Origin of the sequence: Nocardia wallacei, assembly GCF_014466955.1 — a bacterium.
Lineage (GTDB): Bacteria > Actinomycetota > Actinomycetes > Mycobacteriales > Mycobacteriaceae > Nocardia > Nocardia wallacei.
Map to the genome: position 1 here is coordinate 4,511,069 of NZ_AP023396.1, position 26,652 is coordinate 4,537,720.

Here is a 26,652-nt window from a genome sequence, read left to right on the forward strand (position 1 = left end):
GCCAGGACATCGTCGTCGACGCGGCGGCCGCTCCGGCGCATCTGCTCGACAGCGAGCCCGTAATACTCTGTCGTCCACGCGATGACGGCCACCGGCAGCTACGCCCGCACCTCCCTGATCCTCGCCGGGGTCGCCGTGCTGGCCGCGGTCACCGCGACCGCCACCACACCACCCCGGCCCGATACTCTCGTTCGTTCGAAGGATGTTCTGTGACAAGCGAATACGACGCCCTGATCATCGGCGGCGGCCAATCCGGCCTCGCCGCCGCCCACCACCTACACCGCCACGGCCACACCGTCGCGATCCTCGAGGCCGGAACCGAACCGGTCGGGTCCTGGCCGCACTACTACGACAGCCTCACCCTGTTCTCAGCCGCCACATACAGTGCCCTGCCCGGCCTTCCGTTCCCCGGCGACCCCGACCGTTACCCGCACCGCGACGAAGTCGCCGACTACCTGCGCCGGTATGCGGCACGGCTCGACGCCGACATCCACACCAGTACACCGGTCCACACCGTCACCCACGACAACGGCCTGTTCACCGCTCACACCACCAGCGCCAGCTACCGGGCACTACGCCTGATCGCCGCCACCGGCACGTTCGGCGCACCCGTCGTCCCGCAGTTGCCTGGCACCGACGAGTTCACCGGGCAACTGCTGCACGCCAGCACCTACCGGAACCCGGCCGTGTTCGCCGGACAAAGGGTGATCGTGGTCGGGGCCGGGAACTCCGCGGTCCAGATCGCCGCCGAACTCGCCGACCATGCGACCGTTACCCTCGCCACCCGGCATCCGGTGAAGTTCGTGCCGCAACGCCCCCTCGGCCGCGATGTGCACTTCTGGTTCACCGTCACCGGATTCGACACCCTCTCCAGATGCTGTTCGGCTACTCCTACGGCGCCGTCCTCGCCCTCGAAACCGCCCTCACCCACCCCGACCGCATCCCGAAACTCGCCCTCTACGAACCACCACTCCCGGCCACCTACCCGATACCTGACCTCGACGCGCTCGATACCGCACTCGCCGCTGGTGACTACGAACGGCTGTTGCTGGCCGCGTTCGCTGGTGCGGGTGGCTTCTCTCCGGCGGAGCTGGCCGCAGTGCGCGAGGACCGCTGTGGCTGCACAAGGTCGCCCAGGCACCGACCTTGGCCGCAACCTTGCGGGTTCTCGACGGAGTGCAGCCCACGGTCGCCCAGTACGCGGCAGTCGCCGCCGCCACGACCCTGATCACAGGCACGACCAGCGCCCCTTACCTGCTCGAGGCGGCCGATCTGCTCGCCGGGCACGTCGCGCGCGTGGACCGCGAGACATTGCCGGGCCAAGGCCACCACCCAGAACCCCGGCTCCTGGCCAACGCGCTGGCCGCTGCCGTCCGGCGCTGACAACCCACAGCGACGCCGGATCCGGGGTCGCGGACGGTGCGCGGCCGTACGATCACGCGATGGGACCCGATCTCCTGGCTCAGCTCAACGCCATGCGCTTCGAGCACCCGTGGCTGGACGACGCGTTCGCCGAGGAATCGCGCCGGCAGGCGGTGAACGAGACCGCGAAAGAGCACCATTACGTTCCGCGGTTCTATCTCGACCGGTGGGCGATCGACACACTGATCCAGCCGACGCTCGTCGACACCAGGACCAGGCAGCGGCCGTGCTCGCCGCGGATGGCGGCGCGGGAGAAACAGTTCTACACCCTGCCATCCACCACCGACACCATGGACCTGCCGTTGAAATGGGTCGAAACCCACCTCGGCCGGATCGAAACCGCGTGCGCGCACCGATTCACCGAACTCCTCGAGACCGGCGCCGGACGCGTCACCCACGGCAAGCTGAAGCGCGATCTCGCGGTGTTCCTCGGCTTGCAGCGCGTACGGACGCCGAGCCAACGCGACTACACCCTGCTCATCATCACCTCACCCCGATCGATCAAAAAGGAGTTCCTGCGGCGCGCGGCACCGACGTCGTCAGCCGCCGACATCGAGTTGATGTGCCGCAACCAGTACGCCGACACCAAGCACGAGGCCATCCGTGTCATGCTCAGCGATGTCCGGACCGTACTGGCCCGCTCGATGTTCAAGCGCCGCTGGACCATCTACGAAACCGCGACCCCGCTGATCACCTGCGACGATCCCGTCATCGCGCTCGCCGGCCCTCCCTGCGGCCGCGACGCCTTCCTCGGATTCCGTGACTCCGCAGCCGTGATCTACCCTCTGGATCCGCATCACCTGCTCGTGCTGTTGCGCCCGGATCTCCAGCATCGCGGCCCGTTCACGCTGACCGAGAACGAGACCCACGCGATCAATCTCGAAATCGCCGCCGCCGCAACGAAAACCACGTTCGAACAGCACACCGACCACATCGCGGCCGAACTCGACGTGCCGACGCAACCGCCGGTGACACCGCTGACCGACCACGATCTGCACGGCATGGACTGCCAGACCGCACTGGCGACCATGCTGCACCGTGGCACGCTACGTAGCCGGTGGGCGTCCGACCCCGGTCACGCACCCGGCTGGCCGATACCTCGCTGGTACAGCTGACCCCGGCTCCGATCGTGGCCGGGTCAGCGGTGGGCCGGAAGGAGTTCGGCGACGAGTTCCTCGACGAGGGAACGGATTTCATCGCGGATCGGCCGCACCGCCTCGACGCCCCGCCCGGCGGGGTCGTCGAGAACCCAGTCACGGTAGTCCACCCCCGGGAAGAATGGGCAGGCGTCGCCGCAGCCCATGGTGATCACCACATCCGACGCCTGCACCGCGCCTGCTGTGAGGACCTTCGGAGACTGGGCGCCCATACCCCCACGCCGCAACGCGTTGCGGCCGAAGCGGATCCGCTGGGTCCGCTGCCGCAGTGGATGCTCGATATCGACGACCGGACGCTGGTGAACATCCATGAGCAAATGCGTATCACCGACGACAAACGGTTGCGGGCGTTGATGTATCTGGTGTCGCGCGGTGCCACGATCCGGCTCCTGGGCGATCTCGAACAGCTCCCCGCGATCGGCGCCGTCGTCGATGCCGGCCAGAGCGGTCGAGCCCAGGGCATGTTCGATGGCCATGCCGAGCGCGTCGAGGAAGATGTCGATGGCGCGGCCCAGGCGCAGCAGCGGGTCGAGCGCATCGCGCAGCTCGGCGTGGGCCGAGGTGCGGGCGCGGCGCCGGCCCAGGATGGCGATGAGGATCTCCACCGCGGTGCGGGGAAAGGACGCGGCGTCGGTGAAGAACGAGATCTCCTCACCGTCGACGGTCGTGGTCAGATATAGATGGTTGCCGTGCCAGCTGCGGGTCAGCACACATACAGCTGGTCACGAGATTCCCCGCCGCGCAACGCGGTATGGCAGATGTCGGCAGTGATGCCCTGGGCGGAGTCGATCGTCGCGGCGTAGCCCAAGCGCACATGCCGGGCGGTGTAGTCGGCAGGCAAGGTGACGGGGTCGGTGCCGGGTCGGCCCTTCACGATGCGGACCGCGGTGAGGCTGCCGTCGTCGCCGACGTCGGTGACCTTCGGCGGCCGCGCCCCCGGCGCCACCAGCACCAGATCCCGCCCCCGCAACCAGCGAGCCGCTGCGCGCTGACCGACACGGAACTCGACGAATTCGCCCTCGACCTCCAGCAGCGCATCCAGCTCGCCGAGGGCCCGAACGCCGTCCTCACCAACCCCTCGCTACTGACCACCACGACCACCGCCGGACCCTCCGCCGACGACCTCACCGCCATGTGCACAGCCATCACCACCGCACTCGAAACCAAGGCCGACCACGCCGCCAAGATCGCTGAACTCCAACACATCCGGCCCGCCCTCACCACAGCCCGCAACGACCTCGCCGACGCCGCACGTCTGTCTCGCACCGAACGTTTGGACGTCGAACACGACCTGAAAAGCCTGACACTGCAACACAATCGGATACAAGGCGACTCGACTACGCACGGCAGACGTGGCGTGCCGCACGCCGCGATGCCGTCCTGCTCGCCGGCGCCGAGGACGAATGGGACCGCATCCTGCACGCCACCACCCCGACCAGCACCCAACAACCAACCCCACGCCAACCACAGCCACGCGGTGCCGCATCGCCGAAGAACACACTGACTTGCGCCGCGAACTCGACGCCGTGCACGCCGAGCAAACCCGCCACGCTGCGCTGACGCCTCTGAGCAACGCGCCCCCAACATCCACCCAGCACCCCAAACTGCGAGCCGAAATCCACACCCGAACTCTCTGCACCCGACGGCACCGCCGTCGACAATCCCGAAGCCGGGCTCTAGTTGTCCCGCGCATCAGACGGTCGATGCCGCGCCTTCGGTTGTGCCAACCAGTGTCGAAGATCGACACGTCGACCTGATTGCGGAACGGCTCATCGTCGTGACGATGGTCGTGCCGCTGCGCGAAGAACCCGACAAGCTCCACCTGTGCGTTCGTAAAAGTTGTGTCTGCCTACGTTTTCGGGTCGTATATGTTATCAATGGCGTACTCCAGGTTCACGCGTTTTCCGGAAACGGTGCCCGTCGCCGCGAATCCATGGCGTTCGCACAAACGCATCGAAGCCACATTGTCGGGGCGCACACCGGCGACGGCACGTTGATATCCATTACGTTTCGCCCACTCCAGAAAGGTTCGCACCAACATGTCGCCCGTACCGGTGCCACGGGCTTCCGGGACGACGAATATCCTTGTCATCTCGATCGTATGGCCGGGTAGTTCGGGGCGCTTTTTTCCTACTATAGTTCCGACTGGACTACCACCCCGCATGGCAACAAAGGTCACTGCCCGCGGTGAAGTCTCCTCAGCGAGAAGTTCACGGAAATTCGATTCGCTCAATGCCAGGATATCCTCGTAGCTATCGCGCCATTCATGCGGCGTATCCTTCTTCGACGCGAGGTTCATCTCGCGTTCGATACGCCAGTCGTCGGGCCGCAGCATCCGTACTTGTACGTCGGCGTTTGCGACCGTTCTGGGGGGCGATTCGGCGGCTGTCGCACCGGTCGCACGCTGCCACGGCGTTGACCGCGGCCGGTTGCCGAGCGCTGGACCTTCAGCATGCGAGATTGCCGCATCTACCTCGCTGCTGCCTGATACCGCTGCGAGGCTCGACCCTGGTCCCCACAGTCGCACCCGCTCTGCAGGATCCAGGTAGAGCCGGTCGCCTGGTTGAACTCCGAAGGCTTCGTAGAAGGCGTCGAGGTTGCGGACGACACCGTTGATGCGGATGTCCGGTGGCGCGTGCGAATCCACGGCCAGCCGACGGGCGAGAAGTGGGCTTTCTACGCTACCTTCACGTAGCGGGATGGATAAGATTCCTGCTGCGAACCCCCGTATATACGTCGACACTTCCGGGTCTTTAACGAGCTTCTGCCAGCCATCCCATTGCCGGAAATAGGCGACGATAGTGGCCTGCGCTCCTCGTACGATTCTCTCATAGTCCACCAGTGCGTACATATTGCTGTAATGCACTTCGCCGAATTGTCGGCTCGAGTCGGAAAAGAGCTTTTTCCACGCAGCTACCGAGGCGCTTGCGTGGTATTCACAATGTCCCACCGCGCGATCCACGAGGACCGTCAAGTCGACGATTCCTACCTCTCCGAGAGCCTGCTCGAGAGCTTTCTGAACGACGGCACCGACCTGCTGGATCAGCGCGGTGCGCCATCTGATGTATTTCTCGTCGCCGGTGTGCAGTGGTTTGAATGGCGCCACATCGACGCGGTACCCGTAGGATTGGAGCACTGCAGTGAATGCGCAGTCCTCGTTGTACGAGTGCGGTATAGGTGCCCGACGTACCGCTTGGCCGTCCATTAGAAGGAAAGCGCCACTGATCGGTATGTCACCTGCCAAGGATTCGTCTCTCTGATCACCTTGGTAGGCTGGCACGGTCCGATATACGACCCTCGGGCCGGACTGCCGCGAATCCAACTCAAGGGCCTGTTTGGCATGTTCCACATCGTAAATGTCCGCCCTCCCGATATATTCGGCACCCACAATAGAATCCGCTGGGGCTGGTCCTGCCAAGAATTCGGAAATAGCTCTTGAATCGACGGCGTGCAGCTCTCCCTGAAAGAGCGCGTCAGCCAGCCTGATATCGTCATCGAGAAAGAGTATCTTGCCCCTGGGGGGAGCAATGGACGCGGCAATGAAATGCGCCAGCGCTCTCGCCCCGGCATGGTCCCATTCCGGCTTACCAAGTTCCTTGAACGCGTACTGCGCATAGGATCGGGATCCTCGACTCGGCCACGGTAGATTTTCCAGCAATTCGTAGCGCCGCGGTTCATCGATGTAACATGTCGGGAACGACATCTGCTGTGCTGCAGTTCGAACGCGTACGCGGTTGATCCAACTCACTGAATCGTCGTAAATGAATACTGCATCCACGAAAGGCGCCACAGATTCGATATCTGCAAGAAGTTTCCCCAGACGATCCGGCCCGTCTTTGGTGCAGATATGGATACTGAACATCGGGCCTTCGTATTGGCCCTTTTCCGGCATCTGCGGGTCGGTGTCGGTTGTACCGGTCTGAGCCGTCGCGGGCCGTTCGGCAGTCGTGGCAACGGCCGGATGCATCGGTCGGATGCCACCATCGAGCAGGTTCGTACCGGGCGCGACTGCCTCTTCCACTCCCAAGTCGGTCTCGAAGCGGACGATCCGCATCGGTCGTCTACCTTTGAAGTCTGCCTGGACGGAGCGGTAGCCGGGGTCGCCCGTAAGTACGAGCGCTAGTTCACCGGCGCCTAGGCCGGCGAGTTCCGTGGTGAGCCTGTCGGCGAAGCGCGGCGCGTCCGGGAGCAGCGCGCTCAACACGGCTCGTAGATCGTTCGTCTCACCGGTCTCGTCCGAGTCGGGCGTGGTAGGAAAACGTATCTGCACTGTAGGGTAATTCCGCGCGTTCACCGCCTCGAATCCCAGCACCCAGTCTCCGGCCTGCATACTGACGACGGTGTCGCCTTCTCCCCGGGCGGTGTCTACAACGACATCGGCGGATTTGCTCCGGGTAATCAGTTCGGCGACGACCGGCGCGACCCTGTCGGTGTAGTGACGCCCGTCCAGTGCGCCTTCCACCAGCGAACGAGCCCGGCGGGTGACCGCGCCGGTATCGGAACCCACAGTGATCGGCACCGTCACCGGCCCATCCGGACCATGCCCGAACCCGGTCCGATCCCGCCGGTCGGCGACGACAGGACCAGCGAAATCGAGCAGCACCCGGTGCCGTGGCAGCTGTTCCGACAGAATCAGCGGCTGTTCCTGCTCGATCGAAATCCGGCAGGCCACCCCGGACAGTGCCTGGTGCAACGCCACGCGGCTCGGTGGTGTCCCCAGGACGCTGTAATCCAGTTGCGCCCGCAGGTGAGGTCGCCCGTCGGTGGTCTCGGTCATCGTCAGCACAATCGCCGCGTCGGCCATACCGCCGGGTGTGGCGGCCGCGTCCGCGGCGGCGGGAGCGACGAGTTCGGCGACCCGGATGACGCCATCGATGACATCCCGCGTCTTGCTGGATTCATACCCACCGGGCAGTCGGCGTCGGAGGCTGTCCGCGATGCCGAGGGGGTCCCACGGTTGCCGCCCCGGGCGTATCACCTGCTGCCATCGGAAACCGCGGTACTTCTCCCGCATTCGCTCGGCATGCTCCTGCGCGTCACGCATGGCGTCGACCGGCGTGTAATCGCGATCGGTCTCGAGCTTGTGGGTGATCCGCCGAAGGAGCGCGGCGTGCTCGCGGCGCATATCGCGATTGCCGAGAACCCAGCCATCGGGATAGCGATAACCATAACTCGAATCCGGATCGACGAATCCGCTATACTTCCGCAGCAGTTCTACGAACGCCTCACCAACTGTCGGTCCTTCACTATTCAGTCCATCCGGACGCACATCGCGATAGAAGCCGATCAGGTGCAACGCGTCCGCAAGATAATTGGCCCTTGTTCCGAGCTTCGCTAGAAAACGGCCGAATTCTCCCCTACCATCTTTTCGACGCATTATAAGTCTTTCGGCTGCAGCGCTGATACAATCGATCACAGCTTCCGGACTTGATAAGGTCTGCAAATCCTCGCCAGCAACCCATTGACCAATATTCCGCGGCTCTTGTCCGGCGACTGAGCGCTGCTGCCGCAGGTCATCGCTCATCACGAACGTCTGCGTTCCGGTTTGCTCGTCGAATGCAGTAGCGACTACCGCCTTTGCCGCTTCCAGCGCCTTCGCCTCGTTGAAACCGTGGACAATTGCCCGCTGCTCGAGCAACGCTGCCGACCGCTTCTCGTCATATCCTTCCGGATTATCACTCTTCCCGCCATGGCCATACTCGATGTCACTCCACGCTGCGGCCGCCATGGCGAGAAGGATGCGTTCCAGCTTGCCACCTAGAAGAATTCCGTTCTCCACGATGGAGGAAAGTCCATTCGCAATGTCGCCGTCGTGGTAGAACGCCGAACCCGTGAATCCGGGTAATTGGAAGGACCCGTACCGATGGTTCGCCCGCCCGATGCGTGGGTCTCCGTAGAGCGTTCGTGCGGTATACAACCCCTCGGCGATGAGGCCGATGGCACGTTGGGTTTCTGAATCGGCGAGGAGTCCGTCTGGCAGCGACTCCCCCACCTTCCGGAATACCGCGCGAAGGATCTCTGTCACCTCGGCGATATCCGCCGCCAGTACCCCTTCGGGCAGCGGTGCACGCCTCGGATCGAGCAGTACATCTTTGATCCATTGGGAGGCTATGGCATCTGCCGGAAGGTCCCGCTCCTGCGTCCACGCCAAGACATCTGGTAGTCCGGCAACGAGTACGCTCGGTCCCCGCCAAGCCCTGTCCCGCAGCTCGTCGTGCGATGCCAAGTCCCGCCGCTGCTTTCCCGTGACCGGATCTCGCAGCTCTTGTAGCATCGACAGGCCGGGCCATCCCACCGTAACGCGATAACGGCCATGCGCGAGCACAGGATGGCTTTCGCTGCGCCGCGGCCAGAAGTCCGCTGGATGCCCGTCGACCGATCGTTGTTCCTCGCCGCTGTCTAGTGACACCTCCCTCCACTCCTCCGACCGCTCGGCAAGTCGCTGGTAAAGCCACTCGGGCACCGACAACTCGACCGCCGCGTCATCGCCGGGCGGACGCACACCCAGCGCCACAGCCACTGCGGCGCCATCCACCACGACGCCGTGTTCCCGCAACGCGGCGACGAGCTCGGCGGGGCCAGTCAACTCGGAGAGCGGATCCGACTCGGGCGCGGCGACCTCTTCGCTCTCTCGTACTCCACGCTCAGAGGGATCCTCGCCGGGGACCGCGGCGCGGCTCGGGCGTGCATCGTCATGGTGCTTACCGGAGACTGTGGCGTCCTGGCCTGCCACGTGGCCTGGACCCGGGCCCGAAACGGGGGGGCCTTCACCCATTCCCGCAATCGGAAACGGAGGCAAAACGGGGCGGCTGCCCGGCAGCGAGACGATATCTCCGCGATGATTATAGAGCACTCCGACTTTATCGACGTTCTGCGGTAGCACCAAATCCTCCGGCAGGTTCCCGGGTACGTAGCCCCACGGCCGGGACCGGGCTCCGGGGTCATAGAACTCGATCCTGCCCGGCTCCTTTTTGCTGTGCGATATCTTTACCGTATGCGAGCCTGGACCGCTGTCGAGCAATGTAATGAGGCTCGATGCGGCACCCAATGGGTAATAGACCACCAATAAGGTTGCCCCTGGCTCCATCTCAAGTAGTTGCTGCTCCAGCTCCGGCCAGTCACCGAGCTCGCAGAATGTGCCGCCTGTTGCGGCCTGGGCCGCCAACGGGAAAGCGCCGCGGGCACCAAGCTGTCCGAATGGTGGCCGGGTAATCTCCGTGCTCCCGGTCTCCACACGCACGCGCTCGAGTACCTGCCGGAAACAATCGACAGTGTGGTGGGCGGCACTGTCCACCGGCCGGTGTTGCGGAACGTCCGACCGGCGACCAACATCAACGGGTCGGCTGCGATGGGAGTCTTCCGCTGATGTATCCAGTGGCCGATCGGCAGCACCATAGTCGGGTGGGCCACGAAGCGGATCCGCGATACTTTCGGGCGCCTCCCGAGAAGCCCCCACCGGGAATGCCGGCAGCATCGGCGGACCCGGCAGCGGAACTACATCGCCGACGTGGTCATACAGAACGGCCGCCTTCTCCACACCCTCCGGCAACACCAAATCCTCCGGACGCGCCCCCAACTCGTAGTCCCACTCTCGGTCACCATTTGGATCGTAGAAAACGATCCGAGCGGGCGCCGCCTCCGCGGCGGGCTGCTCCTCGCTTTTGAAGCGCGAAATCGTCACCACATGCGAGCCAGGACCAAAACCCGTCAAACTGAGAGGCCGCGCGGCTCCCACCGGATGATATGCGACCAAGAAGGTTGCGCCAGGACCCATTCTCAACAGTTGCCGCTCCAACTCCGCCCACGTACCTACTACACAGAACACCCCGCCGCTGGCCCGCTGCACCGCCAACGGGAACCCGCCCCGCGCACCCGACTGTCCAGGCGCCAGCTCACGGATCACGCTGGACCCAGTCATCTTTCGAACCTGAGCCGCCGCCCGCACGAAGCAATCCACAGCACGCGCACCAACGACGTCGTCAACTCCCGCCAGCTCGCGCCCCAACGGTGAACTACTTGAGTCGATACGGCTGTTCGTGGGACCAGGTGAGGACGTGGACATCGAGTCGGCCGCCGACGCGGTGTCCGGACCCCTAACCAGAATCGGACGCTTCATTTGGTGCCGTCGGATCGCCTGCTTGAGTTTGTAGTACGTTTCCAACGGCATTCCAGCTGTCGAGCGCAACGGCCGCCAGACCGGGTTCTGGTCTTCGCGCTGCACACGAATCCAGTCGGTGTAATGCCTGTCCGCTTGGCGGTAAATCCCTATAAGGCCCCGGTGATTAGGTCGGTCGCGCAGGTTCTCAAGAATGTGTCGCATCAGCGCTCCCGCGCCCCGCACGGAGAGACGATGCAGCGATTCTGCACCGAAAATTCGGCTCGGATCTTGCCACTCCTCGGCTCGCATCCGCATTCCCGAAGCGAACGATTTTGCACTGTCACTGAACGTAGTCGAGGCGACGTCAGACGGAAGAAGCTGGATCAGGCTGCTGAGGACATCGGCGCGAGCCCGCAACATGTTTGCCGCTTCAAATCTCTCGAACGACGACGGAAGGGTCATCCACTCGGACACTTCGACTATGAACGGCAAGCCACCGTATCGGGTAACAAATTCACCTGAAAGTGCACGCCCTCGATCGGCGGGATGAGTATAGACACCATTTCCCAGTTTCCTGGACGTAGGGCTACCCGCAATTTCTCCCGGAGACGATTCGACCGGAATGCCATATTTTTCGGCAACAGCGTGAAATACGCTAGCGATTTCCGAGCCAAAAATTTCAAATCGGCGATCCTCCGAATATCCAGCATACATATAAGTACCGCCTGTGTCGATACTGTGCAGACTCATGGACAGGCCGGGCTTGAGCGCTTTAATTACGCCCATCACCGCCAAAGTTTCCGGTTTCGGAACCGCCGAATCGAATGCTTCTCCCGGCACAGGAGCAGCCGTTGGAAAATTCCATCCAGGCTGTTCAGGTCCAGCGGCGCGGTGGATCCCCAGGTGATATGCGTAGAGATCTACCGGCCCCACAGTCTGCGCAAGGGGAGCATTCAATGCCTCGCTATCGGGATCGGAGCATACGACGATGTTGTACGAGTCGGCAGACCGCATCTCCCCGTTTTCGAGGACGTACTCGGCGTGCGCCAGCGCGACCGCCCGGGTCGTCGCTTCCATGGGATGGACACCGACATCCATCAGATCTTGGTTCTGGCCACCGTGTATGGACAGCATTTCTACAGGCCGCCCCTTCCGGCTACGCCCGATCTGTGTGTAAGACGCCAAGCCAGGGTGCCGGCTGGCCAGTGCACGCAGCCGCTGACGCAACTGCTCATGAGTCGGCGGAGTGTCCCCCACAAATCTGTCGATCAACAACACCGCATCGACATCCCACGCTGATACGGGCTCGTCGACAACGACCGCACGATTTCCAGCAGCCTCTTGCTGCGCCCTTTCCGGCATTGGGTTCGATGTTACGAGTAGCTGCCGCTCATTGTCCTGCGGCGGCCCCTTCACGTAGGCAGACCACGCGTCCTCCAGATTGGAACCAGATTCCGACGACCTCGTAAACCGAAGTACTATATTGTCGTAATCGACCACATACTGCACAAAGTCTTTCTGACTCATGGCGTACGCGAGCAAATCTAAGTGGTGGGGGAAATGTGGCACACGACCCATCCGGTACATGGCAGCTGCGGCGAGATACGTTCGAATCACCGAGTCGAAATTACTTACCCACTGCGGCGACTGATATAGTTTATAGGCGATATTCGCCCATACCTCGACAGTAAAGATCGCAGATCCGGCGAGTTGTTGAAATGCATCCTGGAGTATCCGTTGCCTGTCGGCTTCGGTACCAACCACCGCGTATGCTTGCCCCAGCCATATCGCGGACCGCTTGTTGACATCCAAGCCCATGGCAGAGCTACGCGCTCTTGCTTTACGGTTTACCCGCTCGGCCGGCTCGCCCCGGAATAGCGAATTTCCATTGATTCGTGTCCCATCACAAAGTCCGACAGTGTTCTGCAGTTCGTCCCCTGCGACGTTTTCGGTTCGGAAGCGGTCCAGAGCCCGTGCGCCTGCCTCCGCGTATGCTTCGAAGGAGGGTGCCGACTGCCCACGGACCCAATCGGCCTCTTCCGGACTCCACACCGCCGGCCCTTCACGACGCTTGCCGATCGGACCGAGCCTATCGGCGTTCGGCTTCTCGTCCGTGATCGGTTCGAGGAGTTGCTCGTGTCCGAATAAGCTGGCGAGATTTCGCGACCGTTCGTCGGTCAGCCGCCAATACTCCGCATACCAGTCATCCGATGTCGGCTTTCGCCCCCGAGCCAGCAGACGGACGACCATTCCATTGCCGGCCTCTGCCTGCCGTCGGGCGAACTCCTGCAGCTCGGCCGTTTTCTCCGTGTCCTCTTTCGTCAACGGTGCCGCCGATGTAATAACGCGGCCTGGCAGCGGGAAGTCCGTCCATCGGATTCGCAATCTGTTATCGGGTTCAGCTGTGTTATCCCGGTCGGCCGTTCCGTGGTCTGTCCACGAGTTGGTTTCTGACTCGGCCGCCGGACGTCCTGGTCCCGACAGCACATGGTTCTGTTCTGCCCCCACATGCCGATTGAGCCGGCCGTCGACACCCGGTTCCGACGATGACGTATCCTCCAGCCGCAGCTTGTCCGAATCCATACCGGTAGCCGACTTTTCGACCACGGGCTCCCCGGAACCAGTGCCCGGCAGTGTGCCTGGCGTCTGTATCTCTTGGCCCGACCAAGGTGCCGATCGTGTGATGTCGGCTGGAAGAGCCCCGGCTTGGTCACCGGGCAGTCGGGTACCGGTCGAACGATCCACTCCTCGGCTGCCCGACTCTGCGGGTCGGTTCGGACGACCAACTGGACCGTTGGATGCAAACCTCACCGGAGACGCGGCTCTCGACAGTTCGTGTGAGCCTTTTGTGACAACAGATTTCGCTTTGTTGCGTGGTGGACCTTTAATGGTTTGCTGCGACACATCCGCTGCGGCGGGAGCACCGCCGGGGCCATCGCTTCGCGTTGCGGGTTCGATGCCTGGAACAGCGGCGGAAAGGGACATGATTTTCGCGAGCCGTGTCATCACCATGTCGTGCCAGTCGGCGCGGCCGAGATGTTCGAAGTCGGTCCGCAGCTTCTCGGCCTGGTCTCGGAACCACTCGAGCTCGGAACGTGGGACATCGTGAGCGATGAAATCTACGGTGCCGTCGGCGCGCGTTCGCAGGAACCGCTGTGCGAACCGGCTGACCGTTTCGCGAGTCAGGTCCTCGAACTCGAAAGCCCGGTGGTGATTACTCCAGGCGATTCGCTCGCTACGCTCGACGATCACACGGTCGGCGGAATCAGGGAAACCGACCAACGCGTCGTGCAGCCCGAGTCGGATCGATCCGACTCCGATTCTGCTCAGCTCGACAGGCAGGGCCCATGATGTCGGCTCGAAGTACAGTACGTCGCCCTCCGCGACGACACGGGGCATCGGCACATCGAACGCTCTGCCCAGCCGGGACGACAGCACCGCGCCGTGCCGAGCCCGGGAATCGTGCACTGTCATTCGAACATACGCGGCACCGTCATTGTACGAAACCAACTCGACGTTCTGCACACCGGGAACAGCCGCACCGCCGTCGAGTGCTCGCACCGACCGCTCACCGCTCCTGCGGGCGGCTTGGACCTGCTCGGCGAAGGGCTGAACGCCCTGGGCGGCATCCCACGCCTTGCCGTAGAAATCCCGGTAGGACTCCGCATGCGCTTCGACTTCCGGCCGCAGCGCCACCAGCCCGGCGTCGTTCGCCATCCGATCCAACACCGGCAGCAACCGGTCGGGTACCGCTTGTCCGTCCGGGGCCATGTTCTCGGCCAGGTCCGCCCGTGCCCGATAGTAGGCCTCGGTGTAGGCACGCATCCCCACCGGCTCGGGAACGTCGTATCCCGCAGCTCGAAGCTGCACTGCAGCAACAATTTCCATAGCGTGAGCGCGGGTTTCCTCATCCATCCGCGCATCGACGTACACCTCTCGCGGTGAGATCAGCTGTGCGCGGACGGCCTCGATCGACTCCCTGCTTCGGGCTACCGCAACGTGAATTGCCTGGTGTACCAGGTGAGCCATATGATGCTCATCCGACATCCCGGCGTCGAGGACCAACCGGTGCAGGACCGGTTTGTAACCCGCCTCTGCGGCATCCGACGTTTGCACGATCTCCACGTCGTGCAGTACCTCAAGTGCCCACTTGCCGATCTCCGTATTGCCTAGTCCAGCGCGAATGCGGTCCATGCGCTGCCGAGTCGCCCGCTCAGCAAGGCGCAGCGATCCCATCGGCGTCGGTCGTCGCGCTGCGGCCGGTTCGATCGACGTCCACACGTGCGGCTCCCCGCCCGGTTCCATCTGCACGTGGCAGTATTCGACTTGTGCGTCACGGCTCGCTGCGGCCACACCAGGATCGGCCAGCACGTCCTCATGGTCTCCCGCACCGCCGACGATCACCAGCCGCCTCGGCGTACCCGGCACTAGGACCGCTCGGTCCGAAATAGGTTCCGCGCCAGAGACAGTGCGCACCATCCGCTCGACGACATCGGCGGCGAGGACATCCTGCATCTGCTTCACCCGATCCCAGCGCATCGACGCATCGAGCCTGCCGTACTCATCGGCCATATCGGACAGTTCGCGCCACTGATGCTGTCGACGCCGCAGTTCGGGCAACCGATCCGATGGATCAGTCGCCAGTTCTGTGTCCAGCGCAGCAATCTCGTGCGCCACCCGCTCTCTGGTCACCGACCTGAAACCTCCGGCGATACCGAGTTCGGCCGCCGTCTCAGCCAACCGCCGGGACAGATCGTTCGCCAATACGGCATCGTGGTCGTAATCCAGGGAAGCTCGGCGCATCCGTTCCGCACTCTCGGGTGTGAGGTCGTAGCGGCGATGATTCTTGGTGGCGGTGACCGTTGCGACCTCAGAACGGGTGCGCGCAGCCGCCTCCAACGCTTCATAGCCATCGCGGTAGTACCGACGGTAACTGCGACCGTCTACCCACCTGAAGGTGGCGACTTCCTGTTCGCACGCTCTCATCGCCGACGCGTGCGCCTGCTGGTGAATCTGTTCCGGGGTCAGTGCGGCCCCGATGCGACGCTCTACGGCTTTGTCATATGCCTCGTTGTAAGCGGCCTCTGTTACCTGGAGAGGTATTTCGAGTCCGAGCGTTCGAAGTTCGACGGCCAGCCCCGCCATGAGGCGGAAACACTCCGTCTCCTCCACGACCATGGCCCACACATATTCGTCGATCGACATCGATAGCGGATCATGAACCGTGCGACCGTCGACGAAGAACTTGGCGTGCATGAACTCGTGTACGAGAGCCAGCGCGTGGGCCACAAAGTCGTTCCCAGAGGTGAAAACCGTGGCAGCCAGTGCGCTTTCGACCCACTCGCCATCGCGGTGACCGCTGCCTCCCATCAGCTCGAAACGCGCGTGCACCGGCATCGACTCCAGCGACGCCAACACCCGGCGGCCAACACGGGTATGCCGCAGCAACTCCTTGACCTGTTCCGGCGTCGAGTCTACGGCGTGCCCGCCGAACACAGCCTGAGCACCGATGCCACCAGCGTCCGGGTCAATGCGGTGAGGACCACCGCCAGCCGGTGTAAACGCGGGAAGAGAAGGCGGCTGAAGCGAATCGTCCGGCAACGCCGACTGAGCAAGGTCCTTGACCAGTACGCGAGCCATCTCTACATCAGGAACTCGAACCCGACTACCGTCCGCCTGCTCCACAATCCCATAACACTGCACGGCCCCCCGCCCCCAATCGACATAACCCAACCGCTCGTACAGGCGTACCGCACCGGTATTGCTCGGAAAGACCGCCAGAGCGACACGATCACGACCCGCTTCCACACGGGCATACCGCTCCATCCGCGCAATCAACTCACTGCCGATTCCACCACCCCGAAAACCATCCGCCACCTCCAGGTGGTTGATCAACGCAACACCCGGAAGACCGGACCGAATCTCCGGCTCCTCCGCATCCTCGAGCCACAAAAACCCGTGCGCCACCAGACCGCCGCCACGACGCGCCACGAACAACACACCACCCCCCCGATCCTGACGCTGCAGACGATCCTCGAAGACCCAGGACTGACCGAACCGCTCGGACAAAGCCCCCAAATCCGCCACCGTCGCCACTTCGACCATCAGACCAGACAGAACCTGCTTACCGCCACGCTGCGGGATCTCGAACCGAACCTCGTCGAATGTCTCAGCGATATCCCGATACGTCACCGCACTGGGCGCGAATATGCGAAGGTAGAGTTCGATGAATTCTTTGGAGGGCGGCGTCTTTCCGCTTTCGACGTTCCTGACGGCCGCGATGGTGAGCATACGCGCCGCCTTCGCCACTTGCGACTGAGAAAATCCCGCCGTGTCGCGAAGATATTTGAGGTAATGCCGCAGCTCTTCAAAACCCTCCGGATATCGAGGGACGGCGGGTACCAGGGCCAGCAGGTATTGCTGCACGGTATCCGTCGACGGGATGGACACTCCGGTCTCGATCTTGTCGATCGTTTCCGTCGACACGCCCATCGTCTCAGCAATCTGCTCCCGACCGCGTCCGGATTCCAGGCGGAATACCTTCAAAACTGCGCCGAGGTGCGCGTCGTCATAGACCCGCCAAGGTAAGCATGCCGCCAAAGCGCGCAAGTGCCCTTCCCAGGCTCGTCGCGACGGCGGCAGGTGCTGGGCCAACTCTCGATGGCGAACGGTTGCCTCCAGGACACCAAGCTGAAGCGCAAATCGCTCGATCCGCACTCCCGCCTTCTCGCGAATGCGGCGCAGGCTCCGACCGACCATGGGAGACCGAGTCTCCAGACCCGGGTAGAAGCGCTCGGCCAGGGTCGAATAGAGGCGACGGGCACCAGGTACGCGGCGCAACAAGGCACGCACCTCGTCGTCAGTGAGCGAACGCGGATCGACCGCTGCCTCGGCGGCGGCCCACGTCCCGCCAGTTGCCCCTATAAGCTCGTCCATCTGCTCAGCACTCAGTTCAAGATGGCGGCGGATTGCGCGCAACCAGTCCTGCGGACCGTCCCCGGAGCGCGGGCGCGGCACCGCCGCGTCGTGTTCCTGCCCCTGCCTAGCTGCGTCCTCGCGCAATGCGCGCTCTTTGTGCAATTGTTCGGAAAACTCCGTCTCCGGACCCACCGGTGCGGAGCGAATCTCAGGCTCCGGCAGTCCTTCTTCGTCCTTTGGCGGCCGGGCGCCGATCGGACGATCCGGTCCATCGGTGTGCTCTTCGAAGTCGGCCTGTTCGCGCAAACTGGGCACCAGTCGATCCAGGAAACGGCGTTGCAGATCCAGCAGGGCGTACGCCCGCAGGTCATCGAGCGACCAATCGACCGATCCCATAAGGAGCGGCCGAAGTGCCTCGGCGGCAGCGTCGATCATGGCGGGCAGGGTCTGCAGGTTCTCCGGCAGAAGTGCGGTACCGACGTACTGCCGCACGCTGTCGACGAATTCCTCGAGGATCGCGTGTGGTGGTTCCGAAGTCGGGTAGCGCGCATTGACGACACCGGGTAGGGCTTCGCGTATCTCCTCGTAGCGGCGCAGCAGCGTTCGGCAGGTCGCCGCGTCGACGCCAGGCAGGCTGGTCTTCACGTACTCCATGCGGTACTCCGCCAGGATGGCGTCCTGGTAGGAATCGGCGCCTACGACGGTGCGCCACAGGCCGATCACGGTTGCCAACTGCTTCAGAACGTCGTCGTCCGGCCGAGCCGTCGTTTCCAATTGAGTGAGTTCGTCGGCCGCGGTGAGCAACCGATGCAGGTGCAGCCATAGGCGGCCGATCGCATGCTGTTGCGGTGTAGCGAGCGCATCGGAGTCCAGTTGTGCGACAGTCTGTATGGCTTCTTGGGATGTCAGAGTCGAAGCGGGATCGCCGGTGAGGCGGGGGTCGCCCGCGTTTCGCCGCAGCTGGCTGAATTCACCAAGGTAAGCGTCGCGGCTTTCGTCCAACCGCTGACGTTCGGGCGTGCCGGGGATCGCAGCGGCGGGATCGAGACCGATTGTCCCTGCCGAGAGGAACATCTGCACGTGCAGAGAATCATCCTTACGACCGGATGGCCGGGAGCCGATGCCACCACCGGGTTCGAATGTCTCGGCGCCAGCGCCGAAGTACCGGTTCACACCTGTCTCCGTGCTGTCGGCGAGAGCCATGCTGGAATCGATGGCGTCGTCCGGGTTCTCGTCTCCTGCGGGCGATTGTTCGTATTCGGGTCGCCAGAGTTCTGTGGCGGCCGTCGGCACATTGTCGATGTGCGGTCGGCTGTCGGGTGGGCGGTGGCCCGCGTGCCTGAGTTCGTCCAGCTGGACTTGTGGTGGCACGTGGTTGCGCCGCGAAGCCAGGGAAACCACGTCGGCGAGTGGAGCGGAAGCGGCCGGGTTCCGGGACTCGGAATCGCGCTCCAGAGCATTGCCGCCGCTGTCGAATTCGATGGCGCGGACTAGGCTGTCCTTTTCATTGAGCCGTTCGATGTGACTTCCCTGCTTCTTCTTCCACTTCTCGAAACGGACACTTCGCTTCAGGAGTGCCTTCGGGCCGGACAGGTCCTCGGGGAGGGTAGCCGAGCGAGTGTTACCGGCGTTGATGTCGAGCACGACGAGGTCCGGCTCGTTCTGGCGGTCGCTTCTATTGTGCAGCAACACCAAATGGGTCCGGACTTTCCCGTCCTGTCCTTCGTCGGTGTCGATCCAGTTGTAGACGACCCAGCTGGCGCCTCCTGGTATTTTCGCCAGCGACTCGGCCGCTTTGTCCAGGCTGTCGAATGTCGTGAAAGCCCCTCCGCCGGAGGCGAACTGGACGTCGGCGCTGCCGTGGCCCGCCAGCGGTGTGTGCTCGGGCATGCGATAGGAGTGCTGATTGTCCGGGTAGAGCACGCGCATCATCGTCACGGCGTTGTTGACGCAGCCGTTCGGGGTCCGCTGGTGCACGCTGACGACCAGGTCGAGCAGGGCGGTGACGGCCAGGTATTTCGATGCGGCCTCGACCATGGGCTCGGCCGGTGCTTCGGTGTCGGTGGAGATCCGTGCGAGGTCTGCGACGGCGTCGGCGATCACCGCGCGGGTGATGGCGGCATCGACCTCGGCGGGCGGGCGGGGCAGGGTCGCCAGCGCTCCGGAGAACTTCTGGCGGGCTCGCTCCACCATGTCGCCGACCAGGCGTATTCCTTCCGCACCCGCGATCTGACCTGGGCGCAGGCCGAGTGCGCTCGCCAGTCGGTCACGCCGGTCTTCGAGCTGGTGCAGTGCTTGTTCGTCGGACAGGGTCATGTCGTGGACCACCGCTGCGGGCCCGGCGTGGTCGAGGTACTGATTCAGCGTTTCCACGGCGGCGGACGGCAGGCTTGCGTGCAACCGATTGAACGCTTGCACGGCCGCCGAGGTGTCCGGCTGTCGCAGCGGCCGGTCCGGCAGATCATCGTCGTCGTCGAGTGGGGCCGCGATCGCACCCGGGATCGCCCCGGCGATCCTCAGCCACCCGGCCAGACGGGCGAATCGCTCGGCCGGATGTTGCGGGCCGACAAGGCTATCGGCGCCGTGAGGTCCGGATGTCGGCAGGGCCGAATGCACCGGTCCGGGAGCGAAACCGCCATCCATGGCCGGGACGGGTGCGACAGCCTGACCAGGGACGACGGCGTGGGGAAAGGCGTTGGTCCGACCAGGGGCGACGGCGTGGGGAGGGGCGTCCGCGGCCGGAGGGGTGTGCGCGTACCGGGCGCGGCCGGAGGCCAGGAGGTAGTGTTCGACCGCGCGCATCTGGGCCGGTGCCGCGTGCTCGCGCAGGACGCGCTCGGCGGCTGCGACGGCCCGGTCTGCCCGGTCGAGCGCGGCGCGGCTGTCGGCGGTGTTGTGGACCGCGTGCTCGGCGGCCGCCGCGCGTTGGGCGGTGACGGCGTCGGTGAACATGACGACCTGCTCGGTGACGCCGTGGTTGGCGACGGTGCCGTGAAAATCCTCCGGGGAGAGATATTGCATGAAGGTGCCCGGTGTGCCGCCTGCTGCGCGGTCGGTGCTCGTACCGCCGCGGGATGCGCGGCCCACGCCCTGCTCGAACGCCCGTTGCCCCCGAGACGGCCCACCATCCATCCGGGCCAGGGTCCCGCCCAGCGCGATGGATTCCGGCGTGGGCTCCCAGTCGGTGCCGCGCAGATACTCCTTGTTGACGAACGCGACGGTGCCCGGCGCCCCCCCCCCATGCGTTCTTGATCCGATCGTTCGCCCACCGCTTGGCCGCCTCACCGGTGCCGTGCTCATCGGACGTACGGGCGTCGAGAACCAGATACTCGAGCCCGATCCCGTCGGCGACCGGTAGACCGTCCACCGAATCGAAGCGCACCTCGACTCCGTAGTGCGCGGCGGCCGCGTCGAGCATGGAGCGGATCACCTCGACCGGCGGTGCCTGCGCGATCCGCTGCCGCAACGCCGCCACCTCACCGGCGGGAGCACCGGCACGCTCACACGCGTCGAGCAGCGGATACGCCCGCGACAACGCCTGCACATGGTCGTGGGTGATCTGGTCGACCCAGTCGACCAGGCCCTTCTCGTGGTCGAACTTGTCGCGCCACCCGTGCAGCCGAATCCGGTTGCCGTTCTCGTCTTCGCGAACGTCGTCACCACGGATGTTCCTGTTGTCCATATGCTCGTTGAGCTGCGGACGGCCGTGCTGCTCCACCCCGACCAGCACACCGTTCTCATCGAAGACCGGCGTCAATCTCAGCTCCCCGACCACGTCACGGCCCATCTGCGCGAGCTTGTGATGCCGGGCCTCGTCGTTGAGCGGGTAGTGCCGTTCCAGCTGCGAGACGTAGTAGGGCGGATTCTCCGCGACGCCCGCGATACCGTAACGGTCGTAGAGTTCGGCCTCCACGATCTTGAGCGTGCCGGAGTATCCCGTCGGCCGCCCCAGATAACTGCTGCCGATCAGCTGATCCACCGAGATGTACAAGGCCTCCTCCGGCAGGTTGGCCCGCACCGGCACCCCTTCCTTGAGGTCCATGAACTGGCCTACCAAACCCTGCGTCCGGGTCTCGGTCCCCTCCTCCCGATTCGCCTGCAACTGATCGTTGGTGTCCGACGCCAACAGCAGGACCTTCCCCGGACCGTCCGCGGTGTCACCACGGCCTTCGATGTAATCGCTGTTGCGCACCCGCGCCCACTCCGCCAGCGCCGCACTGGCGTACAACTCGGCATCGGCCACCGTCACCGGCTCCCCGCCCACCAGGTTGAGCTTGGCGATCGCCGCCGGGGTCAGCACCGCCCGCCAGAACCCACGAGTGCCCTCCGGCCTGCCGAAATCGGCAGCCGTCAACCCGCCGGGCAGCCGCTGCGCGGCCTTGAACCGCTGCCAGACCTCCTCCAGCCGCGCCACCGTCCCGGGGTCCTCGTTCCCACTGGCGCCGGGCGACAGCACCGCCTCACGGCCGTCGACCACCGTGTCCATCTCATCGATCGTGTGGACCTTCGCCCCACGCCCGCCCGGCAACGGCTCGAACCGCTCGCCCAGACCGTGCTGCTCCGCAGCCTCGTCCAACGCGTCCTTGATCGCGTCCAGCGGCGGCCGATGCTCGCGCGACCGAGAAAACAGCCGCTCCCGAAGCGCCGCGACCGCCTCGCCCGGCGCACCCGCCGCGAGTAGGCGATCGAGAAAAGCCTTGCCCCGGCGCAACACCAGGAACTCGGCGTTCTCCGGTGTGCCGACGAACATCTGCCCGCGCCCCGGAGCCGCTTCCGGAAAGTCACCGTCCTGACTCATCTCCGCCAGCCGGTAGGTATCCACCGGCAGATCCCCGTGCTCGGACCTGGTGACCTGCTCCACCGACGCGATCGTTTCCAACACCAGCGAATCACTGCTGGTCCACACATACGCCACACCGTGCTGAATCGCGTCATCGATGGTCTTCACGGTGGTCAGCAGCGTCTTGCCCTCACCGGTCTTCATATCCGCCAGCTCCAGCCCCCACGCGATACGCTGCGTCACCCGCATGTCCTTACCGGTGGTCAATTCGGCCCACTTCCGCATGGCGAGATAACGCTCCGCGCGAGTCCCCTCCACGATTCCCTTCAGCAGTGCCTCCGGCGCCACCCCCACCGCCACCGGATCCGACGAATCCCCCTCGTACCGCATCTCCTCGTAGTATTCGGTCGCCAGCTCATCGGTCGCCATCATCGCCCGCAGCCGCTTGTCCGACGCGGCACGGAACGCCGCATCACGATCGGCCACTCCCGCCTCATACGCCGCGATATCCGCCCTACCCGCCTCCGCCGCCACCCGGAACCGCGCATCAATCGCCCGCACCCCCTCCGCCATGAGGCTCTCGCGCGCCGTCCGGTATGCCTCCGTACACCGCCGCAGTTCACCCTCGGCTGCCCGGACCCTGCCTCTCGCCGCCTCCTCGTGCTCGGCTAGCGCCCGGCGCCAGTACTGCTCCCGTACCGTCACCTCGGACCGGAAAGCCCTTCTCCCCCAACGCGACACCACCTCATTGCGGCCGACCTCGGCGGCCCGCAGCCGGACAGCGTGATCAGCCCGCCCCACGGCGTCCTGCCCGATCAAGGCCCGTAGCAAGGCCTCCCGCTCGACCATCGCCGCCCGCAGCCGATCCCTGGCCCGGTCGACGCCGCGCTGCAAACCAGCGAGGTGCGCGGCCTCCGGCTCCGCGCTCCGGATGTAATCGCGATACTCCTGTTCTCGCCGCGCCAGGGCGGCCCCCGCCGCGTCGACCCGCTCCTGAACCGACCCGATGCTCTCCTCCACATGGCCGCGCACACTCGCCTCGTAGGCGGTCACCGCCGCCTCATGCGCATCATGACTTTCCGACCACTGCGCACGCGCCGCCGCCAGCGCCTCACGGCCCGCCCGCATGCGCTCACCGGTCTCCGCCTCCACCCGCGACCGCTGCTCATCGGCCGCCGCGATCGCGGCCTCCTCCTCCGCCTTCCGAGCTTCGAAGCGTTCCTCGACCGCCTCGCTCACCGCAGCGTCGTGCGCGGCCCGCGCGGCCGCTACGTCACGACTCGCGATCTCCGACTCGAGGGCTGTGCGCGCCTCTTCCACCGCCGCCAACGCCCGATCCAGCTGCTTGCGAGCATCCACCACCCGCTGATCATCGACAGCCACCTGATCGGCCAACTCGGCCCGCAACTTCGCCTCACGCCCGTTCACCACCGAGGACGCGGCACCGGCCGGACCACTCTCCGCTACTGCAGCCCGGTTCTCCTGCACCCCCGACCGCACGACATTGGAAGCAATCGCCTCACGCACCCCACTCTGGACGGTCGACTCCGACAATTCGTAATGCCCGGTCGCACCTCTCGATTCGATGCCCTCAGGTTGCCCGTGTGTAGCGAGCCCGGCCGCTGACCGGCCGTTACCGCCCGAGCTGGCATCTGCCATCGTGTGGCCGCGCGAACCTGGACCCACACCGCGGCCGGTGTTCTCAGCAGGCCCGCCGACAGACACGTCTGGCGGCCTGAAGCGTCCGCTGCTGTCGATCACTGCTGTCGCCACTGCATCGGATCGGGCGAGTGCACCGGCGTGGGCGGCCATCGCTCCGCCGGCCGCACCATTGAGCAACTCCGCGAGCATCTGATCGAAATGTTGCGGCCACCCGGTGACCAACGCCGCCGCACCCAAGCCCGCCACCGCGCCAGCAGTCCCCTGGACCAGTCCGAGCAACGATCGACTGGCCCCCACTCGAGGAAGAACCTTCAGCACAAGCTGACCTGCGACGATACCACCGACCGCACCACCGGCACCGCCCGCACCCATCGCGGCGATCGAGGTCAAGTCGAAACCGTTCGGATTCTCGCCGTTCGCACCAATCAGGGACATTTCCCGGTGTCCCTGCGCCCACTGCAGCAGTTGCACACCGCTGTCGACGGCCGCAGGGAACGCCGCCGATTTCCCCACCACGGCAGCGAGTCGCAGTGGTCCCAGTCCTGTAATTCTGGCCACCGCGTTCGCCGCGTGCTGTGTGAAACCGTGCTTCAGGCCCGTGCGCATCATCTCGGCCTCGGCGCGTCCCTTGACCAGCATGGACTCCACCGTCGACGCCGCTGCCGCCTGCCCGGCCGGACCGGCCACCGCCGCTACCGCCAGTGTCCGGTAGATCTGCCAGGCCAGCTGGATACCGAACGCGAACATCACGCACAGCGTCTTCTCCGCCTCATTCGCCGCCCCGTCCGCCTGATCGGCCAGAATCAGTGCCTCGTCGTGCAGCCGGACCGCGCCCCTGTCGTGCAGGCGCAGCATCTCGCGCGCCTGATCACCGAAAGCACCGAGCGAATCGTGCTGCGCCAGCAGGGCTCTCGCGTCTTCGGCACGGCCGCTCAACGCCACAGCGTGTTCCCGGAGCTGTGCAGCCAGCCACCGCATTCGAGACACATCGGCCCGCGGCAAGTCCCCACCGAATACCACCATCTCGATCGGTCGCCGCACGAATTCGGGCAAGCAGTCGAACAATTCCCGCGCCTGCACGGCCGGGTCCGACGACAGCACCTCAGTCACCATTGTCCGTCCCGCCCGCCGAGGACGCCGCGTCCATCAAGGCCTCGTAAACCACCTTCGCCTGCACGCTCGCTTGCGCCCCGTGCAGAACGACATCAGCGAACGCACACCCCACAGCCCGACGCACGTCGAAATCATCCACACCGCGGGTGCCAGCGAGCAGTTCGGCACGCCAGCCCCGGTATCCGCGCACAACCTCACCGAGCGTCGTGTACCGCCCCGCCATCGAGCGCAGATACTCCGCGATCAAAATCCGCTGCACCCTCCGCCCGACCACACCTCCACCGGCCGAGTCGAGCGCCCAGCCGAACTCACGCACCGTCGCCACATAGACCAGCAGATCCGCTGACGCTGGTAGTGAGTCGTCACTTTCAAGTTCAGGCCCCGATGTCGCAGCGGCTGCCCGCTCCGGTTTGCAGGCCATGTCCTGGTCCAGCGTTATCGACCGGACGGCCCGCGACCGGCCCTCACGCTGCCCGCCCTCCCATCGGACGACGGCTCCGCTGCCGAGGTCTGCGACCGCGACATGGTCGACGACGATGGCCGGGTAGTCGGTGAGTACACGATCGACCGCCGCCGCGAACTCACGCACGGCCGACTCGTCCAACCCGGGGATGTCGAACCCGGAGACCTCGACACCATGCCGACCGGCCAAGCTCCGCGCCAGCCACCCGAGCCCCGCCGACACACCAGCTCTCCCGGCTGGCCGGTCTGCGGGCCGGTCGCGGCGGGATCGGTCCTGGCGTTCCTTTCCCGGCGCCCGCGGGCCGTTAGACGGAGGGCCCGTGGGACGTCCGTCGCTTCCCGCGGGCCCGCTGATCGGGGTGGCGGGCGGGGTTGTCCATGGAGTGGTCGTCCGTCCCGCACTCACCGCACGATCCGAACCCCTGGCGGACATACCTTCTCGGGCACGCCGGGGCTTCTGCTCCACGAGCGGAGGTGATACCGCGCCGGACGAGCCGCGAGGTTCCCCGGCTCGTCCGGCGCCGTTGTGTCGGTTCGTGACCTCGGAGGTCGGCTGTGTAGGCTCGGGGACCTGCCGAGGGGCGGGCTGTCCTTCCAGCTCTTCCGGTGCCGTCTCCCTTCGCGGCGGCTGCTCGCCACCGGTTGCCTGGGCAGCCGGTTCAGTGAACGGCGTGCCGGAAGAGCCCGCGATACCGCCGGGCGCCAGGTGCGAGCGCACCGAAAAGGAAGGCACGGAACCAGACGACGCTACGCGTGCTTGAGGGCTCTGGAACGGCGCGACGTATGGTGACTGCGGGGTGCTGATTGCCGGGGTCGGGTCCCTGTGGATTCGTTCATCAGAGTCTCGGACGATGTGGTCGGCACTATCCTGATCTACGTCTTGGAAGCTGTGCGTGGCGTCGATGAGCCCTTGAGCGGTGTCACGCAGACTTTCCTGCATCGCTTGCAAGTTCGCCAGCAACTGAGCGGCGTGCGGTTCGAAGCCCACCGCGAAAGCCGTACCTAGATCATCATCACCCCAACATCCCTCAGCCTGTGCG

Annotated in this window: 8 protein-coding genes and 1 pseudogene; 4 read left to right on the plus strand and 5 right to left on the minus strand. The window is 64.9% G+C overall.

Going from position 1 to position 26,652, the window contains the following annotated elements:
* Window positions 1-81 precede the first annotated feature (81 nt).
* Window positions 82-213 (plus strand): hypothetical protein, encoded by a 132-nt coding sequence (locus NWFMUON74_RS36915; protein ID WP_425343067.1) that lies wholly within the window; start codon window positions 82-84, stop codon window positions 211-213.
* Window positions 210-2,537 (plus strand): NAD(P)-binding domain-containing protein, encoded by a 2,328-nt coding sequence (locus NWFMUON74_RS19830; protein WP_425343068.1) that lies wholly within the window; start codon window positions 210-212, stop codon window positions 2,535-2,537. The genes NWFMUON74_RS36915 and NWFMUON74_RS19830 overlap by 4 nt, the downstream gene beginning before the upstream one ends.
* 23 nt (window positions 2,538-2,560) lie before the next feature.
* Here the strand turns inward: NWFMUON74_RS19830 and NWFMUON74_RS19835 are convergent.
* A pseudogene (locus tag NWFMUON74_RS19835) lies at window positions 2,561-2,882 on the minus strand (low molecular weight phosphatase family protein); the annotation flags it as partial.
* On the opposite strand from NWFMUON74_RS19835, the gene NWFMUON74_RS36920 reads away from it, so the two are divergent.
* Complete coding sequence (locus tag NWFMUON74_RS36920) at window positions 2,852-3,259, plus strand: hypothetical protein (protein WP_425343069.1); 408 nt, start codon at window positions 2,852-2,854, stop codon at window positions 3,257-3,259. The pseudogene NWFMUON74_RS19835 and the gene NWFMUON74_RS36920 sit on opposite strands and share 31 nt — an antisense overlap.
* Window positions 3,260-3,282: 23 nt before the next feature.
* Here the strand turns inward: NWFMUON74_RS36920 and NWFMUON74_RS19840 are convergent, their stop codons facing one another.
* The 4 genes from NWFMUON74_RS19840 to NWFMUON74_RS19855 form a co-directional block, all read right to left on the minus strand.
* Window positions 3,283-3,549, minus strand: a complete 267-nt coding sequence (locus tag NWFMUON74_RS19840) for a hypothetical protein (protein ID WP_187683355.1) — start codon at window positions 3,547-3,549, stop codon at window positions 3,283-3,285.
* A gap of 879 nt (window positions 3,550-4,428) precedes the next feature.
* On the minus strand, window positions 4,429-20,238 hold the full coding sequence (locus NWFMUON74_RS19845; protein ID WP_187683356.1) for a GNAT family N-acetyltransferase: 15,810 nt from the start codon (window positions 20,236-20,238) through the stop codon (window positions 4,429-4,431).
* The gene (locus NWFMUON74_RS19850) at window positions 20,168-25,150 is read right to left on the minus strand and encodes a coiled-coil domain-containing protein (protein WP_187683357.1); all 4,983 of its coding nucleotides are present in this window, start codon (window positions 25,148-25,150) and stop codon (window positions 20,168-20,170) included. The genes NWFMUON74_RS19845 and NWFMUON74_RS19850 overlap by 71 nt, the downstream gene beginning before the upstream one ends.
* The gene (locus NWFMUON74_RS19855) at window positions 25,140-25,739 is read right to left on the minus strand and encodes a hypothetical protein (RefSeq protein WP_187683358.1); all 600 of its coding nucleotides are present in this window, start codon (window positions 25,737-25,739) and stop codon (window positions 25,140-25,142) included. The genes NWFMUON74_RS19850 and NWFMUON74_RS19855 overlap by 11 nt, the downstream gene beginning before the upstream one ends.
* A gap of 696 nt (window positions 25,740-26,435) precedes the next feature.
* On the opposite strand from NWFMUON74_RS19855, the gene NWFMUON74_RS19860 reads away from it, so the two are divergent.
* Entirely contained in the window at window positions 26,436-26,618 is a 183-nt protein-coding gene (locus NWFMUON74_RS19860) for a hypothetical protein (protein WP_187683359.1), read from the plus strand.
* The last annotated feature ends 34 nt before the right edge of the window (window positions 26,619-26,652 follow it).